This is a genomic window from Sphingomonas sp., assembly GCF_035758555.1.
GTDB lineage: Bacteria > Pseudomonadota > Alphaproteobacteria > Sphingomonadales > Sphingomonadaceae > Sphingomonas_B.
Window position 1 is genome coordinate 15769 of sequence record NZ_DASTXI010000229.1, and the last position, 16663, is coordinate 32431.

Below are 16663 nucleotides of genomic sequence, written 5' to 3' on the forward strand. Positions count from 1 at the left end.
CTCGCACGGCATGACGCCGCTTCCTCCAGCTCAAGGAACGCATGTGAAAAAGACGCTGCTTGTCCTCGCTCTCCTGTCCACCGCCGCCATCGCGCAGGCGCCCCAGTTCAGCACCGACCGCCTGACCCAGGACATCCGGACCCTCTCCTCCGACGCGTTCGAGGGCCGCGGCCCCGCCACGCCGGGCGAGGACAAGACGATCGCCTATATCGCGCAGCAGATGCAGGCGGCCGGGCTGCAGCCCGCCGGAGACGTCGAGAACGGCAAGCACGGCTGGTACCAGAAGGTCCCGTTGCTCCGCGCATCGATCAAGGATGCAGACCCCAAGATGGTGCTCACCCTCGACGGCAAGGCGGTGCCGCTGACCCAGGGCGAGCAGATCGCGATGCGCGCGCCGCTCACCGGCCAGAAGCATGTGACGATCGACAACGCGCCGCTCGTCTTCGTCGGCTACGGGGTCGACGCGCCCGAGCGGAAGTGGGACGATTTCAAGGGTCTCGACGTCAAGGGCAAGATGCTCGTCGTGCTCGTGAACGACCCCGATTTCGAAACTGGTCAGGGCGATTTCGGCGGCAAGGCGATGACCTATTACGGCCGCTGGACCTACAAATATGAGGAAGCCGCTCGCCGCGGCGCCGCCGGCGTGCTGATCGTCCACGAAACCGGCCCGGCCTCCTATGGCTGGAACACGGTCAAGAACTCGAACGTCAACGCGATGTTCGACATCGTCCGCAAGGATCCGAAGGCCGAGCACACGCCGGCCGAGGCATGGATCCAGCGCGACGAGGCCGTCGCGATCTTCAAGGCGTCCGGCCTCGATTTCGAGGCGGAGAAGAAGAAGGCTCAGAGCCGCGACTTCAAGCCGGTGCCGCTGAAAGCGACTTTCTCGGCGGATTACGACGTGAACTCGGAAGTCATCACGTCGCACAACGTCGCCGGCGTCGTGCCCGGCTCGACGCACCCGGACGAAGTCGTCGTCTACAGTGCCCATTGGGACCATCTCGGCGTCGGCGAACCTGATGCGAAAGGCGACCGCATCTATAACGGCGCCGTCGACAACGCGACCGGCACCTCCCAGCTGCTGGAGCTCGCCCGCGCCTTCGTGAAAGGCCCGAAGCCCGAGCGCTCGGTGCTGTTCCTGGCAGTCACGGCGGAAGAAAAGGGCCTGCTCGGTTCCGAATATTACGCGGCGAACCCGCTCTACCCGCTGGGCAAGACGGTCGGGGTGATCAACATGGACGGCGGCTCGATCGCCGGGGCGACGAAGAACTTCACCATCTCGGGCAGCGCCAAGCTCGGCCTGCTCGACGATCTCACCAGGCTCGCGGCGGCCGAAGGCCGCTCCTACGCTCCGGACCCGCACCCTGAGGCCGGCAGCTTCTACCGCTCCGACCATTTCCCGTTCGCGAAGCGCGGCGTGCCGGCGATCTCGTTCGACGGCGGCAATGACCTCGTCAACGGCGGCATCGCGCGCGGCGAAGAGCTGGGCAAGGCCTATGTGAAGGATCGCTACCACCAGCCGGCCGACGAATGGAGCCCGGATTGGGATCTGACCGGCATGCAGAACGACCTCGGCCTGCTCTACACGCTCGGCCAGAACCTCGCGAACAGTCGCGAATGGCCGAACTGGAGCACCGACAGCGAATTCCGCGCCACCCGCGACAAGACCGCGGCTAAGCGGAAGTAACAATATCCTCCCCTGAAAGGGGAGGGGGACCGCTCGGCGCAGCCGAGTGGTGGAGGGGTGTCACCGTTCGAGTTCATTCCCCAGCCGCTGACACCCCTCCGTAGCGCTTCCGCGCCACCTCCTCCTCCAGGAGAAGATCGAGGAATCGCAACCTCCCCACCCCGCCCGCGTTCCGCTCACGTGAGTGCCCGCGACGCCCCTCTCGCCAACCCGCGGCTGATCCGCAGCTACGACCTGAGGGGCCAGGTCGGCACCGACCTCACCGAAGCCGACGCGACCGCCCTCGGCCTCTCCTGCGCCGCCGCGCTGCAAGCCGAGCGCCGCGTCGCTGTCGGCTATGACGGCCGCCTCTCCTCCCCTGCGCTGGAATCCGCGCTCGTGGACGGCCTCATCGCGGGCGGTGCGCAGGTTGAGCGGATTGGCCGGGGCCCGACCGGCATGCTCTACCATGCCGTCCACAGCCGCTCTCTCCACGGCGGCATCATGGTCACCGGTTCGCACAATCCGCCGGACCAGAACGGCTTCAAACTGCTGCTCGGCACCGAGCCGGTGTTCGGCGACGCGCTTGCGGCGTTGGCCAGGCGCCGCGGTGAACATCACCGCGGCGGCAAGGCCCGGAACGTTGCCGTGTTCGACGACTATGTTGCGCGGCTGCTTGCGGCCGCCGAAGGCGCCCCGCCGCTCCGCATCGGCTGGGACCCTGGAAATGGCGCGACCGGCGAAGTGCTGGCCGCGCTGATCGAGCGACTGCCGGGCGAACACCGAACCATCAACGGCGCCATCGACGGCCGCTTCCCCGCCCACCATCCGGACCCCTCCGTGCCCGAGAACCTCTGCCAGTTGCAGGCGCTCGTCCGCAACGAACGGCTCGATCTGGGCATCGCCTTCGATGGCGACGGGGACCGCATCGGCGTGGTCGACGGCCAGGGCGAAATCCTATGGCCCGACCAGCTGATCCTGCTGCTTGCCGAGGACCTGCTGCGCTCCCATCCCGGCGCACCGATTGTCGCCGACGTGAAGTCCTCGCGCGTCCTGTTCGACGGCATTGCCCCAGCCGGCGGCCGGCCGGTCATGGCGCCTTCAGGCTATGTCCTGATCCGCGCGGCGATGCTGCGCGAAGGCGCGCCGCTGGCAGGCGAGATGAGCGGCCACATCTTCTTCGCCGACCGCTGGACCGGTACCGACGATGCCCTGCACGTCGCGATGCGGCTGCTTGCGACGCTCGGCCGGATCGACCTCGCCGGCTTCCGCGCCCGCCTGCCGCGCACCGTCGCCACGCCGGAGCTCCGCCTCGCCTGTCCCGACGCAAGGAAGGCAGACGTGCTGGCAGCAGTAGAAGCCGGTCTGGAAGGCGAGATCGACCGCACCGACGGCCTGCGCGTCACGCGCGCGCAAGGCTGGTGGCTCCTGCGCGCCTCAGGCACCGAACCCAAGCTCACCGCGCGGATCGAGGCCTGGAACGACGCAGGACTGGAAACGCTGCGAGCCGATCTCTTCGGCCGGCTCGCAAAGGCGGGATTACAGCTTTAGAGCGGCTTGTGGCCAACGCGAGCCCGCTCGTCCCGAGCGAAGTCGAGGGGCGCTGTTCCGAACCCTACACCACCGCCCCTCGACTTCGCGCTACGCGCTGCGCTCGGGACGAGCGACGTAGATCGATCGGTTCGCGAGCTGTATGACTCAATGAACCCGGTTCAACCCGGCAATCGTGTTGTCGACCAGCGCCTTGTCGGCCTTCGCGTCGTGCTGCTCGGCGATCAGCCGGGCGGCGGCGCCGGTCGCGGCTTCGGCGGCGCGCGCGCGGACTTCGGCGATCGCGCTGCGCTCTGCGGCGGCGATCTTGTCCTCTGCCATCCGGGCGCGGCGGGCGGTCAGTTCTGTCGCGGTCTTCTCGGCCTCGGCGATGATGTCGCCGGCTTCCACCTGCGCATGGGCAAGGATCGCCTGTGCGTCGCCGGCGCTCGCCGCCTGCTGCGCCTTCGCCTTGGCGAGCAGCGCCTCCGCTTCGGCGCGGATCGCCTTTGCTTCGTCGAGCTGACGCCGGGTCTCGGCGATGCGCGCGTCCAGCGCGTCGGCGATCCGCTTCGGGGCCTTGCCGACGAAGATCGCCAGCAGCAGGAAGATGGTCAGGCCGACATAGACCCAGCCTTCGGCTTCCAGCCCCAGCAGGGTCGGCTGGTGATGTTCGGTCTCGGTCAGGGCGACAGTGTTTTCCGCCATCGTCGTCACTCCGCCGCCAGCGCGACCGACTGGACGGCCTCGACCGCCTTGCCGGAATCGGGCCGCGCCCCGGTCAGCCGCTCGACGATGTCGGCGGCCGCTTCGGCAGCGACGGTCTCGATCTCCGCCAGCGCCTTGGTGCGCGCCGCGTCGAGCTGGGCCTGGGCAGCGCCCTGCTTGCGCTCGACTTCCTCGTTGGCCGCCGCCAGCCGCTGCTCCAGCGCCTTGGTGGCCTGGCCGCGCGCGGCGTTCAGCGCCTCACGCGCCTGCTCGCGCGCCGCCGCGACGCTCGCCGCATAGTCGCCTTCGATCCGGTCCGCTTCGGCCTTGGCGGCTTCGGCGGACTCGATATCGCCCGACATCGTCTGCTCGCGCTCGCCGATCACCCGCCCGATCTTGGGCACGGTGAGCTGCACGATCCCGAAATACAGGATCGCGAACGAGATCACGAGCCAGACGAACTGGGGCGCGAAATTGACGACTTCGAATTGAGGCATCGGGCGGCTCGCTTAGGGTCTCAGGTCAGCCCGCGAATGCGAGGTAGAGCGAGACGACGGCCGCGATCAGGCCGAGCGCCTCGACCACCGCGAAGCCGAGGAACAGACGACCGGAAACGCGTCCGTCGGCCTCGGGGTTGCGGAACGCACCCTGCACATAGCTGCCGAAGATGAAGCCCACGCCGATCGCGGCAAGGCCCGCACCCATCGCGGCAAGGCCGGCGCCGATCAGCTTCGCTGCTGCTGGATCCATGATGATTTCCTTTTCCTGTCTGACTTTAGTGGAGGTTGACCGCGTCGTTCAGGTAGATCGACGCGAGGAGAGCGAAAACATAGGCCTGGATCACCGCGATCAGCAGCTCCAGCGCGGTCAGCGCCACGTTCACTGCCAGCGGCACCACGCCGAACACATAGGGGATGGCCCCGAACGAGCCGAGCGCCACGACGAAAGTGCCGAACACGTTCAGCAGCACGTGCCCCGCGGTCATGTTCGCGAACAGCCGGATCGCCAGCGTGAACGGGCGCACCAGGAAGCTGATCACTTCGATCGGCATGATGAACAGGCCCAGGAACGGGTTCACGCCCTTGGGCCAGAACAGCGTCAAAAAATGCAGCCCGTGGCGCAGGAATCCGACGATGCACACGATCAGGAACACGATCATGGCCAGCGCCAGCGTCACCGCGACATGGCTGGTCGGCGTGAAGGCATGCACCCACGGGATCAGGCCCAGCAGGTTCAGGATCAGCACGAAGATGAACACGGAGAAGATCAGCGGCGTAAAGCGCTTGCCTTCGGGTCCGACATTGTCGTCGATCATGCCGCGCACGAAATCGTACATATATTCGACCGCTGCCTGCATCCGGCCCGGAACCAGCTGCGGGCGCGCGGTGCCGACGAACAGGAACGCGGCGATCACGCCCAGCGCGATCAGCATCCAAAGCGCGGAGTTGGTGAACGACACGTCGTATCCGCCCGCTTCGAACGGGTGGATCACGCGGATCGCGAACTGCTCCATCGGGTTGTTGCCAGCGGCCACGTCTTCGTCGTCCTACTTCTGGTCGTTGGTCGGATCGGTGTCGAACTGGTTCGACGTCTTGATCGCCCGCCTCAGGCCCGCCGCGAATCCCAGGATCAGGAGCACGATCATCAGCCAGGGAGTCGTGTCCAGCCAGCGGTCCAGCAGATAGCCGGCAAAGGCGCCCACCAGGACCGATCCGACGAACTCGATGCCGATCGCCCAGCCACGGCTTTCCGCGCGGCCCTCGGCGTCGGTCACGCCGTGATGGGCCGTCGCCTTCGCCTTGGCGATGCGCCGGTCAAGCTCGTCGTTGTTGCGATCGTCCGCCAAGCAAGCACCTTGAGAATAAGAAAACGTCGCCCGACTCGGGGTCGCGGCGACGGATGGCGCGGCGTCCCCGCAGCGCGGCGCCCGATTAGGCAAGGAGTCGGGGGGTGTCAACCGTGTCGATCCGCCGCGCGGGGTTTGCGAAATTGCGCGCGCCCGTTAGCAAGTGTCGCATGCATCATCGTATACTGGCCGCCGCGCTCGCTCTCCTCCTGCCGGCGGTCTCTCCCGCCGCCGAACCGTCCCAGGCCGTCCTCTACAGCGATGTCACGCTGATCGACGGCACCGGCGCGCCGCCCCGCGCGCATACCGACGTGCTGGTCCGGGGCGACCGCATCGCGGCGGTCGGCCCGCATGGCCGCGTCAAGGCGGACGGCGCGCGCACGGTCGACCTCGCCGGCCGCTACATGATCCCGGGCCTGATCGACAGCCATGTCCATCTCGCCACCCCGCCCGACCGCGCCGAAGCGCTCGCCGAGCTCCGCCGCAACCTTTACGGCGGCGTCACCGGCGTGCGCGACATGGCCGACGACCTCCGCTCGATCGCCGAGCTCGCGCGTGAGGCGGAACAGGGGGAGATCGAGGCGCCCGATATCGCCTTCGCCGCGCTGATGGCCGGGCCGTCTTTCTTCGCCGATCCGCGCGTCGCCGCCGCCAGCCGTGGCTATGAACCAGGGACCGCACCATGGATGCAGGCGATCGATTCGCGCACCGACCTGCCGCTCGCCGTTGCCCGCGCGAAGGGCACCGGCGCCGATGCGATCAAGATCTATGCCGACCTCCCGCCGGCGCTAGTCTCCGCGATCGCGGCCGAAGCGCATCGCCAGGGCCTGTTGGTCTGGACCCACTCGGCGATCTTCCCGACCCGCCCCGCCGATGTGCTCGCGGCAGGTCCCGACGCGATCAGCCATGTCTGCTATCTCGCCTATCAGGTCGAGCCGGTGATGCTCGCCAATTACGAGGACCACACCCCGGTTCACGAAAACCTGCTCGCCGCCAAGGGCGACGATCCGGTGATGGCAAAGCTGTTCGCGGAGATGCAGCGCCGCGGCATGGTGCTCGACGCGACCGGCTCCCTGTTCGTCCGCATGGAAGCGGAGCGGGCCAGGCATCCTGAGCGGGCGCCGCTTCGCTGCACCGGCAAGACCACGGCGCGGCTGACGGCCCAGGCGTATCGCGCCGGCGTCACGATCTCCGCCGGCACCGACAATGGCGGCCCGCCCGACTTCCCCTGGCCCGCCGTGCATGACGAGATCTTCTTCCTCGTCCACCAGGCCGGCATGCCGCCGCTCCAGGCGATCCGCGCCGGAACCCTGAACGGTGCCCTCGCGATGGGCCGCGCGAAAGAGACCGGCACCGTCCAGGCCGGCAAACTCGCCGACCTCGTCGTGCTGACCGATGACCCTACCGCCGCGATCGAGAATATCCGCAGCATCGCCATGACGGTGAAGCGCGGCCGCGAATATCCGCGTGCGAACTACAGGCCGAAGGAGCAATGATGCACGACCGCCGCAGCTTCATCGCCATGGCGGCAGCCGCCGCGGCCGCGCCCGCGCTGGCGGAGCTTGCGCCCGCCGATCCGCTCGCCGGCAAGATCGTCGTCAATGTGCTGGGCGGCCTCGGCGACCCCAATATCGAAGGCGACGGCGATCCCTTCACCCCGCGCGTGCTCGCGGAGGCCCATGCCTCGGGCCTGACCGCGGTCAACACCACGCTCGGCTATGTCGCGGGCCCCGGCGATCCGTTCGAAACAAGCGTCCGCAGCGTCGCCGAATACGACGCCTTCCTCCGCGCCCATCCGAAGGACCTGCTCAAGGTCTTCACCGCCGGCGATATCCGCCGCGCGAAGGATCAAGGCAGGATCGGCATCATCTACGGCTTCCAGAACGGCGCGATGATGGGCAGCGACGCCACCCGCATCGACCTGTTCGGCGACATGGGCGTGCGCATCTTTCAGCTCACCTACAACCCGCCGAATCAGCTCGGCGGCGGCGCGATGGCGCCCGGCAATCCGGGCCTGACGCCGTTCGGCCGCGAGGTCGTCGCGCGTCTGAACGAAAAGCGCCTGATGGTCGACCTGTCGCACAGCGGCACCCGGACCTGCCTCGACGCAGCCCGCACGTCGACCGCGCCGATCTCGATCAACCACACCGGCTGCCGTGCGCTCGTCGACCTGCCGCGCAACAAGACCGACGAGGAGCTGCGGCTGGTCGCCTCGCGCGGCGGCTTTGTCGGCATCTATTTCATGCCCTTCCTCGATCCGCACGGCCACGCCCACGCCGCCGACGTCGTGCGCCATATCGAGCACGCCGTGAAGGTCTGCGGCGAGGATCATGTCGGCATCGGCACCGACGGCTCGGTTACGCAGATCGACGACCTGCAGAAATACGCCGCCGCTCTCGCCAAGGAAAATGCCGAGCGCCGCGCAACCGGCGTCGCCGCGCCCGGCGAAGGCCCGGATACCTATCCCTTCACCATCGACCTGCGCGGGCCGGACCAGTTCCGAAAGCTCGCCGGGCTGCTGGGCGGGCGCGGCTTCACGCCCCGCCAGATCGACAAGATCCTCGGCCTCAATTTCCTGCGCTTCGCGACGGACATCTGGGGCGCATGATCCTGATCGACCGGGCGGAGGTCCGCCGCCGCCTCGACCGTCGCAGCTGCATTCCCCTGATGCGCGAAGCGATGATCGCACTCGCGACCGGCAAGTCGAAGCAGCTCCTCCGCGGCATCATCGACCTGGACGGCGGCAACGCGTTCGGCGTGATGCCGGGCGCACTCGAAGGCGCCGGCTTCGGCGCCAAGCTGGTCAGCGTCTTCCCCCGCGCCGAGCATTCGCACCAGGGCGTGATCCTGCTGTTCGACGAAGCGACCGGCGCGCCCGCCGCCGTGATCGATGCCGGCGAGGTCACCGCGATCCGCACCGCCTGCGCATCCGCCGCCGCGACCGACGCGCTCGCCGTTCCCGATGCGCGCACGCTCGCGATCCTCGGCACGGGCGAGCAGGCCTGGCAGCACGCCCTCGCCGTCCCGCTGGTCCGCGAGATCGACGCGATCCGCCTCTGGGGCCGCTCGCGAGACAGAGCGCAGGCCCTCGCCCGCCGGATCGAAGGCGAGCTCGGCATCGCCGCCACCGCCGCCGGCTCGGCCGCGGAAGCCGTTGCCGACGCCGCGGTCGTCTGCACCACCACCGCGTCGCCTGAACCGGTCCTCCACTCCGCCGACATCGCCGACGGCACCCATATCAACCTGGTCGGCTCAAGCCGCGCCGGCCCGGCCGAGATCGACAACGCTCTCGTCGCCCGCGCCCGCTTCATCCCCGACCATCGCGAAGGCGTGCTCGCCCAGGGCGCCGAGTTCCTCCGCGCCCGCGCCGCCGGCCTCGTCACCGACGCGCACGTCCTTCCCGAAATCGGCACCGTCTTCGCCAGCACCACTCCCGGCCGCCTCGGCCCCGCCGACGTGACGATCTACAAATCATTGGGCTCGATCGTGCAGGACCTCGCCTGCGCCCGCTATCTGCTCGACGGCGCCGGCGGCTGAATGCGGATACTGCTGCTCGGCGCCGGCGGATTCATCGGCCGTCACATCGAGGCGGAGCTGCTCCGCCACGGCCACGGCGTCAGCGCAGTCGTTCGTCGGTCCGATGGCCGCGAGGTCCGGCACATCGCGATCGATCTCGCGACGGCGAGGGACGAAGCGGTGTGGCGCCCGCACCTGGCCGGCGTCGACATTGTCATCAACGCGGCCGGCGTGCTCAGCGGGCCGGACATGGACGCTGTCCATGTCGACGCGCCCCGCGCGCTCTATGCGGCCTGCGCCGCGGCCGGCGTGAAGCGCGTGGTGCTGATCTCCGCGATCAGCGCGCGCCCGGACGTGGACACCGACTATTCGCGCTCAAAGCTCCGCGGAGAGGAGACGCTGAAGGCCTCGCCTGTAGCTTGGACGATCCTGCGACCCTCGCTCGTCTATGGTGACGGCAGCTATGGTGGCACCTCGCTGCTGCGGGGGATGGCCGGCCTGCCCTGGTTCGTCCCTGTCCCCGGCGATGGCGGCTTCGCATTCTCGCCGATCCACGTCCGCGATCTCGCTCGCGCGGTCAGGCTGGCGTGCGAGGAAAGCCGCTTTGCCGGCCAGGTGCTGGAGCCGTCCGGTCCGGAGACGCTGGCTCTCCGCGACCTGCTCGCCCGCTACCGCCATTGGCTCGGCTTCGGCCATGCGCGCTTCCGGTCCGTGCCGATGCCCATGATGCACGTGCTCGGCCGCCTCGGCGATCTGTTCGGCGCCGGCCCGATCGCCAGCAACAGTGTTCGCCAGATGATTGCCGGAAACGTTGGCGACGGCGCCGCGTTCGCCGCCGTGATCGGCTTCCAGCCGCGCTCACTCGATTCGGCATTGCGCGATCGGCCTGCGCAGGTGCAGGATCGTTGGCACGCTCGCCTCTTCTTCCTGGCGCCGCTCGCCACCGCGGTGCTGCTGGCGCTGTGGCTGGTCTCGGCGCTTCTCGGGCTGCTCTACGGCGCCGCCGAAACCCGAGCCGCCGTTCAGGGGCTCGGCATGCCCGAGGCTTGGGCAAGGCCCCTCCAGATCGCGGGCAGCCTGATCGATCTCGGCCTCGCCGTCCTGCTGCTCGCGGACCGCCGCGCGCGCTGGTCCACGCTCGCCCAGCTGCTCGTCGTGCTCGGCTACACAGCGGTCATTGGAATCGCCTTGCCGCGACTCTGGCTCGATCCGCTCGGACCGCTCATGAAGAACGTGCCGATCCTTGTGTTGATCCTGATGCGCGGCGCGATCGCGGTGCGGCGCTGATGGAGCTCTACCTCCTCGTCAAATGGGTCCATGTGATCAGTTCGACCGCGCTGTTCGGATTCGGAGCGGGCACAGCCTGGTATCTCTGGTGCGCGCACCGCACGCGCGACCCCGGGACCATTGCCGCGGTCGGACGGATGGTGGTCAAGGCCGACTGGATCTTCACCGGCACCAGCGGCGTCGTGCAGCCGGCGAGCGGATTGCTGCTCGCCAATCTCGCCGGCTATTCGCTGACAGAGCCCTGGCTGCTGGCGACCTACGGCCTTTACGCGCTGGCCTTCGCCTGCTGGTTTCCCGTCGTCGGCCTTCAGATCCGGGCTCAACGGCTGGCCCAGCGAGCTCACGACGCGCAGGCGCCGCTCGGGCCCGATTACGACCGCACGATGCGCCTGTGGTTCCTGCTCGGCTGGCCGGCATTTCTGGGGCTCATCGTCATATTCTGGCTGATGATCGCGCGACCATAGCGCGGCAATTAAGCCGCCTCCGGAACTTTGGCATTGCGGGGGGATTTGGCTAAGGGATTGCCGAACAGCAGGGGGGCGTATACGCATGTGTCCTTCCCCGATTTGGAAAGCCGGAACGCGGCTGTGGTGGCAGCTGGGGACGTGCGCGGTGCTCGCGCTCGGAACGTCCGCCTGCGCGGGCGGCATTCTCGATCCGGTCGGTCCGGTCGGCCACGACGCCAGCACGATCCTGATCGACGCGACCGTGATCATGCTGGCGATCGTGATCCCCACCATCCTGCTCGCCTTCTGGGTCGCCTGGCGTTACCGCGCGTCGAATCCGAAGGGGGAATATCTTCCCTACTGGTCCTATTCCGGCCGGATCGAGGCCGTGGTCTGGTCGATCCCGATCCTGACCATCATGTTCCTGGGCGGGGTGATCTGGATCGGCAGTTACCGGCTCGATCCGTTCCGCCCACTCCCGTCGCCGATCCCGCCGCTCGAGGTGCAGGTCGTCTCGCTCGACTGGAAATGGCTGTTCATCTACCCTGAGCAGGGGATCGCCACCGTCAACCAGCTCGTCGTGCCTGCCGGGGTGCCGGTGCATTTCTCGATCACCTCGGCCAGCGTGTTCAACGTGTTCTTCGTGCCCCGATTGGGCTCGATGATCTACGCGATGCCGGGCATGGTCTCGCAGCTCTATCTGCAGGCAGACCGGCCGGCGGACCTGTTCGGCATTTCCGCCCATTTCAGCGGCGACGGCTTTTCCGACATGCAGTTCGAGGTGAAGAGCCTGCCGCCGGCGCAATTCGCGTCATGGCTGCAGGGCGTCCGCGGCACCGGGGCGGTGCTGGACCGCGTCGCCTATACGCAGCTCCTGCAGCAGAGCCAGAACGTGCCCGCGCTCGCCTTCAGCGGCGTCGACCCGCAGCTGTTCCAGGCCATTTCGACCCAGAAGATCGCGCCGGGCCCGGGCCCCGAGCCGCCCACGCCCGAGCACGCAGGGCGCGAAGTTTCGACCGGAGGGAGGCACTGATCGATGTTCGGTAAGCTCAGCTGGTCGGCGATACCGGTCCACGAGCCGATCGCACTGATCACGTCGATCGTCGTGATCCTCATCATGCTGGGCATTCTCGCCCTGATCACCGTCAAGGGCTGGTGGCCGTATCTCTGGACCGAATGGATCACCAGCGTCGATCACAAGCGCATCGGCATCATGTACTGCATTCTCGGTGTGGTAATGCTGATCCGCGGCTTTGCCGACGCGATCATGATGCGCACGCAGCAGGCGGTCGCGGTCGGCGGCGCCCAAGGCTACCTCAATCCGGAACACTATAACCAGATCTTCTCCGCCCACGGCACGATCATGATCTTCTTCGGCGCGATGCCGCTGGTGATCGGCTTCATGAATTTCCTGACGCCGCTGCAGCTCGGCGTGCGCGATGTCGCTTTCCCGACCTTGAACTCTGTCAGCTTCTGGCTGACCGCGTCCGGCGCGCTGCTGGTCAACGTCTCGCTGTTCATCGGCGAGTTCGCGCGGACCGGCTGGCTGCCCTATCCGCCGCTCAGCGAAGCGACCTACTCGCCGGGCGTCGGCGTCGACTATTACCTCTGGGCGGTGCAGATTTCGGGCGTCGGCACGCTGATGACGGGGATAAACTTCGTCACCACGGTGCTGAAGATGCGCTGCCCGGGCATGAGCCTGCTGCGCATGCCGATGTTCTGCTGGACGACGCTGTCGTCGAGCCTGCTGATCGTCGCCGTCTTCCCGATCCTGACCGCGACTCTGGCGATGCTGAGCCTCGATCGGGTGTTCGGCTGGCATTATTTCACGAACGACGCGGGCGGCAACCCGATGATGTTCATGAACCTGATCTGGGCCTGGGGCCATCCGGAGGTCTACATCCTGGTGCTGCCCGCCTTCGGCATCTTCTCCGAAATCTTCTCGACCTTCTCGGGCAAGCCGCTGTTCGGCTATCGCTCGATGGTCGCCGCGACCCTGTTCATCTGCGTCGTGTCCATGATGGTCTGGCTGCACCATTTCTTCACGATGGGCGCCGGACCCGCGGTCAACACCTTCTTCGGCATTGCCAGCAGCGTCATCGCGGTCGGCACCGGCGTGAAGATCTACAACTGGATCTTCACCATGTACGGCGGCCGCGTCCGCTTCGCCGTGCCGATGCTCTGGTCGATGGGCTTCATCTTCACCTTCATCATCGGCGGCCTGACGGGCGTGCTGCTCGCCGTGCCGCCGGCCGACTTCCTCGTCCACAATTCGATGTTCCTGGTCGCCCATTTCCACAACGTGATCGTCGGCGGCGTGGTGTTCGCGCTGTTCGCCGGCCTCGACTTCTGGTTCCCCAAGGCGTTCGGCTTCCGCCTGCACGAAGGCTGGGGCAAGGCCGCCTTCTGGTTCGCGTTCTTCGGCTTCTGGATCACGTTCGCGCCGCTCTACATCCTCGGGCTGCAGGGCATGACCCGGCGGCTCCAGCATGTGAACATCGACGAATGGAAGCCGATGCTCGACCTGTCGGTGCTCGGCATCGTCGTGCTGATCCTGGGCGTCATCAGCCAGGTGATCATGCTGGTGGTCTCGATCCGCGACCGCGAAAAGCTGCGCGACGTGACCGGCGATCCGTGGGACGGGCGATCGCTGGAATGGGCGACGCCTTCGCCCGCGCCGTTCTTCAACTTCGCGACGATGCCGAACGTCGAGGGCGAAGAGGCCTATTGGGGCATCAAGGTGCGCGCGATCGAGACCCAGCGGCTGGGGCCGGAGCCGAAATATGATCCGATCGAGATGCCGCTGAACAGCCCGGTCGGCTTCTACACTGCGGCCTTTGTCAGCGTGACCGGCTTCGCGCTGATCTGGCAGATATGGTGGCTCGCCGGGCTCGGGCTGCTCGCCGCCTTTATCGGGTTCGTCGTCTTTGCCTGGCGCGACGTCCACGAATTCCATGTGCCGGCCGATGAGGTCGCGCGCATCGACCGGGCCCGCCGGGCGGCGCGCGAGAAGCTGATGGAGCGGATTGCCGCCGAACAGGGGGCGCTCGCGTGACCGACACCTCGCTTCCCGCCACTCGCGAGACGATCCGCCGCGTCCGCGAAGACCCGTACCGCCTCGGCCACCGCGACCACGCGCCCGGCGAGCCGGTCGCCGGCACCGGCCAGGGCACCACCGGCCCTGCCAGCAAAAGGGTCATCGTGGGTTACGGCTTCTGGATCTTTCTGCTGAGCGACATAGTCATGTTCGCGTGCTTCTTCGCCGCCTTTGCGGTGCAGCGGAACGCGACCGCCGGCGGGCCGGGCATTCGTGAGCTGGTCGAGATGCCGCGGGTCGGCATGGAAACGGCGGCGCTGCTGCTGTCCAGCTACACCTGCGGCCTGTCCTTCGCCGCGACCAATGCCCGCAACCTGTTCTGGACCCAGACCTTCCTGCTGATCACCGGCCTGCTCGGCCTCCTGTTCGTCGGACTGGAGCTGTTCGAGTTCATCGATCTGGCAAGCCGCGGCATGACCCCGCAGCGCAGCGGCTTCCTGACCTCCTTCTACGGCCTGGTGGGCCTCCACGGCCTGCACGTCACGATCGCCGGGCTGTGGCTGCTGACGATGATGGCCCAGGTGCAGGTGAAGGGTTTCCGCCCCGAAATCGTCCACCGGCTGATCTGCTTCAACCTGTTCTGGCACGCGCTGGACATCGTCTGGATCGGCATTTTCACGATCGTTTACCTGATGGGAGCCGTCACATGAGCGAGCTCGAATTCGATCCGCATCGCTACACCGGCGCGCTCGACGACCGCGAAGACCATGCGCCGGGCGACGAGCCGGCGGAGGACGCCGGCCATTGGATCACCAACTCCAATCTGGGCCTCGGCTTCTCGGTCATCCTGACGGTCGGGGCCTTCGTGCTCGCCAACACGAACCTGATCTACGGCCCCTCGATTCCGATCGCGCTGCTGGTGCTGGCGATCGCCCAGATGGGCGTGCACCTGGTCTTCTTCCTTCACATCACCACCGGGCCGGACAACACCAACAACGTCCTCGCGCTCGCCTTCGGCATCCTGGTCGTGTTCCTGATCGTCGCCGGATCGGTGTGGATCATGAACCACCTCGACAACAACATGATGCCGATGGACGAACTGATGCGTATGCAGCGTTAGCGCGCCCGCCAGACGCGCGCGACGCCGAAGGCCGACAGCCCCGCCAGCGCGAACCAGGTGAACGCATATTGCAGGTGGTTGTTGGGGAAGGATACCACCGTCAGCCCGCCGACCGGCTGCCCCGCCCGCTTCGGCGCTGCCCCCGCATCGATGAAGTAGGGAGCGAGTCGTGCAAGCTGCCGCGCCCGGCCGATGGCGGCGACGTCGCGCGAATACCAGCGCTCATGCGCGGGATCGTTGGACCGCAGGAAGGCGCCGCCGGGCTCGCTGATCCGTAGCAGGCCGGTTACCGTCACGATGCCGGCCGGCTCGTCCGCCGCCCGATCGCGGTCCTCGGCCGGCACGAAGCCGCGATTGACGAGCACCGTCCAGCCGGCCTCGGTCCGAAGCGGCGTCATCACCCAATAGCCGGGGCCAAGGGCAGTCGCCGCCTGCACCAGCGTCTCGCGATCGTGAAGGAAGACGCCTTGCACGCGCACATGGCGATAGGCGTCGCCTTTGGCGCTGACCCGTCGCCACTCCGCCGGACCCGGCGCCGCGACGGGCGGAGCATGGACCCGCTGCTCCACCGCCGCGATCAAGGCCAGCTTTTCGCCCCGCCGCTCGACCTGCCACAGCCCCAGTCCCACGAACAACAGAACGCCCGCGGCCAGCAGCGCCGTCAGCAACAGGCGCTTGCGCCCGGAGCCTCCGCCCGCCGCCACCGGCTCAGCGCCCGCGCATCTTGTCGGTTACAAGCACCGCGCGGGAGTTAGGAAGAAGCCGCATATCGACCGCCCTCTGCACCAACGCGGCGGTGAAGACCAGTGTGACGGCCGTGAGCAGCGACGCCGGTTGTCGGATCCTCATGCCTCCGTCGCGACGAAACGGTCGAGCCGCCACGCCCGCAGCAGCAAGACGGCGCTCGCAGCGATCGAAATGACCAGTGCCGCAAGCGAAGCTTCCGGACCGAACCCACCGCCGCTCAGCGCCTCAGGCACGCCTGGAGCCGGATGCAAGGCAAGCGGTCCGCCCGCAATGTCGGTCGTCCCGGAAACCGCGGCGCCGAAGATCCAGCCCTGGGTGGAGTTCCAGCCGGCGTGAATACCGATCGATGCCCAGATGCGCCCGGTGATCAGATAAAGGCCGATGCCGATGCCCTCTCCCGCGATCAGGCAGGCCGCGGCAAACGGGCTGGAATCCGGATTGGCGAGATGCAGCACGCCGAACAGCAATGCGGCCAGAGCAAGCGCCGGCCAGACTCCGGCCGCGCGCCAGAGAAGCCGGAAAATGACCAGCCGCAGCACGGTTTCCTCGAGCACGCCGGACCGGATGGAATCGCGCAGCGCCAGAGCGGCCTTGTCGATCGTCCTGGGTTCGATGACTGCCCAGCCGAATGTCCACAGCACGCCGACGATCATAGCCATCAGCGCGCCGCCCAGCGCCAGCCCCGCCGGCAGATCGAAGGCGGCGCGTCCAAGGTCCAGTTCCGGAACCTTCCGTCGCTCGCCCAGCCGGACCGCACCCC

The 16663-nt window shown here is 67.6% G+C and carries 18 protein-coding genes; 11 read left to right on the forward strand and 7 right to left on the reverse strand.

The annotated features are described in order from the left end of the window. Positions 1-10: 10 nt before the first annotated feature. Positions 11-1687, forward strand: a complete 1677-nt coding sequence (locus VFT73_RS13715; RefSeq protein WP_326412378.1) for a M28 family metallopeptidase — start codon at positions 11-13, stop codon at positions 1685-1687. A gap of 180 nt (positions 1688-1867) precedes the next feature. Further along, positions 1868-3217 (forward strand): phosphomannomutase/phosphoglucomutase, encoded by a 1350-nt coding sequence (locus VFT73_RS13720; protein ID WP_326412381.1) that lies wholly within the window; start codon positions 1868-1870, stop codon positions 3215-3217. 147 nt (positions 3218-3364) lie between these two features. Here VFT73_RS13720 and VFT73_RS13725 read toward each other — a convergent pair whose 3' ends face one another. The 5 genes from VFT73_RS13725 to VFT73_RS13745 are packed head-to-tail and all read right to left on the reverse strand — an operon-like array spanning position 3365 to position 5750. Continuing rightward, positions 3365-3904, reverse strand: coding sequence for a hypothetical protein (locus VFT73_RS13725; protein WP_326412385.1), 540 nt, complete (start codon positions 3902-3904; stop codon positions 3365-3367). A 5-nt stretch (positions 3905-3909) separates the two neighbouring features. Then, entirely contained in the window at positions 3910-4401 is a 492-nt protein-coding gene (locus tag VFT73_RS13730; RefSeq protein ID WP_326412387.1) for an ATPase, read from the reverse strand. A gap of 25 nt (positions 4402-4426) precedes the next feature. Next, positions 4427-4654, reverse strand: coding sequence for an ATP synthase subunit C (locus VFT73_RS13735; protein WP_046348191.1), 228 nt, complete (start codon positions 4652-4654; stop codon positions 4427-4429). A 25-nt stretch (positions 4655-4679) separates the two neighbouring features. Further along, entirely contained in the window at positions 4680-5438 is a 759-nt protein-coding gene (locus VFT73_RS13740; protein WP_326412390.1) for a F0F1 ATP synthase subunit A, read from the reverse strand. A gap of 12 nt (positions 5439-5450) precedes the next feature. Next, on the reverse strand, positions 5451-5750 hold the full coding sequence (locus VFT73_RS13745; RefSeq protein WP_326412392.1) for an AtpZ/AtpI family protein: 300 nt from the start codon (positions 5748-5750) through the stop codon (positions 5451-5453). A gap of 170 nt (positions 5751-5920) precedes the next feature. On the opposite strand from VFT73_RS13745, the gene VFT73_RS13750 reads away from it, so the two are divergent. The 9 genes from VFT73_RS13750 (at position 5921) to cyoD (ending at position 15156) form a co-directional block, all read left to right on the forward strand. Beyond that, entirely contained in the window at positions 5921-7246 is a 1326-nt protein-coding gene (locus tag VFT73_RS13750) for an amidohydrolase family protein (protein WP_326412394.1), read from the forward strand. Next, on the forward strand, positions 7243-8358 hold the full coding sequence (locus VFT73_RS13755) for a dipeptidase (protein WP_326412396.1): 1116 nt from the start codon (positions 7243-7245) through the stop codon (positions 8356-8358). The genes VFT73_RS13750 and VFT73_RS13755 overlap by 4 nt, the downstream gene beginning before the upstream one ends. Then, positions 8355-9287 (forward strand): ornithine cyclodeaminase family protein, encoded by a 933-nt coding sequence (locus VFT73_RS13760; protein ID WP_326412398.1) that lies wholly within the window; start codon positions 8355-8357, stop codon positions 9285-9287. Before VFT73_RS13755 ends, VFT73_RS13760 begins: the two co-directional genes overlap by 4 nt. Further along, positions 9288-10553: an SDR family oxidoreductase gene (locus tag VFT73_RS13765; RefSeq protein ID WP_326412400.1), complete on the forward strand. Its 1266-nt coding sequence runs from the start codon at positions 9288-9290 to the stop codon at positions 10551-10553. Next, complete coding sequence (locus tag VFT73_RS13770; RefSeq protein WP_326412402.1) at positions 10553-11017, forward strand: DUF2269 domain-containing protein; 465 nt, start codon at positions 10553-10555, stop codon at positions 11015-11017. Before VFT73_RS13765 ends, VFT73_RS13770 begins: the two co-directional genes overlap by 1 nt. 148 nt (positions 11018-11165) lie before the next feature. Beyond that, positions 11166-12032, forward strand: coding sequence for a ubiquinol oxidase subunit II (cyoA, locus tag VFT73_RS13775; RefSeq protein WP_326412404.1), 867 nt, complete (start codon positions 11166-11168; stop codon positions 12030-12032). A 3-nt stretch (positions 12033-12035) separates the two neighbouring features. Beyond that, positions 12036-14054 (forward strand): cbb3-type cytochrome c oxidase subunit I, encoded by a 2019-nt coding sequence (locus VFT73_RS13780; RefSeq protein WP_326412406.1) that lies wholly within the window; start codon positions 12036-12038, stop codon positions 14052-14054. Continuing rightward, on the forward strand, positions 14051-14746 hold the full coding sequence (locus VFT73_RS13785; protein ID WP_326412408.1) for a cytochrome c oxidase subunit 3: 696 nt from the start codon (positions 14051-14053) through the stop codon (positions 14744-14746). The genes VFT73_RS13780 and VFT73_RS13785 overlap by 4 nt, the downstream gene beginning before the upstream one ends. Next, entirely contained in the window at positions 14743-15156 is a 414-nt protein-coding gene (gene cyoD, locus VFT73_RS13790; protein ID WP_326412410.1) for a cytochrome o ubiquinol oxidase subunit IV, read from the forward strand. The genes VFT73_RS13785 and cyoD overlap by 4 nt, the downstream gene beginning before the upstream one ends. Here cyoD and VFT73_RS13795 read toward each other — a convergent pair. Then, positions 15153-15860, reverse strand: a complete 708-nt coding sequence (locus VFT73_RS13795) for an SURF1 family protein (protein ID WP_326412412.1) — start codon at positions 15858-15860, stop codon at positions 15153-15155. The two genes, cyoD and VFT73_RS13795, sit on opposite strands and share 4 nt — an antisense overlap. A 141-nt stretch (positions 15861-16001) precedes the next feature. Next, a partial coding sequence (locus VFT73_RS13800; protein WP_326412414.1) for a CPBP family intramembrane glutamic endopeptidase occupies positions 16002-16663 on the reverse strand: 662 nt, incomplete at its 5' end.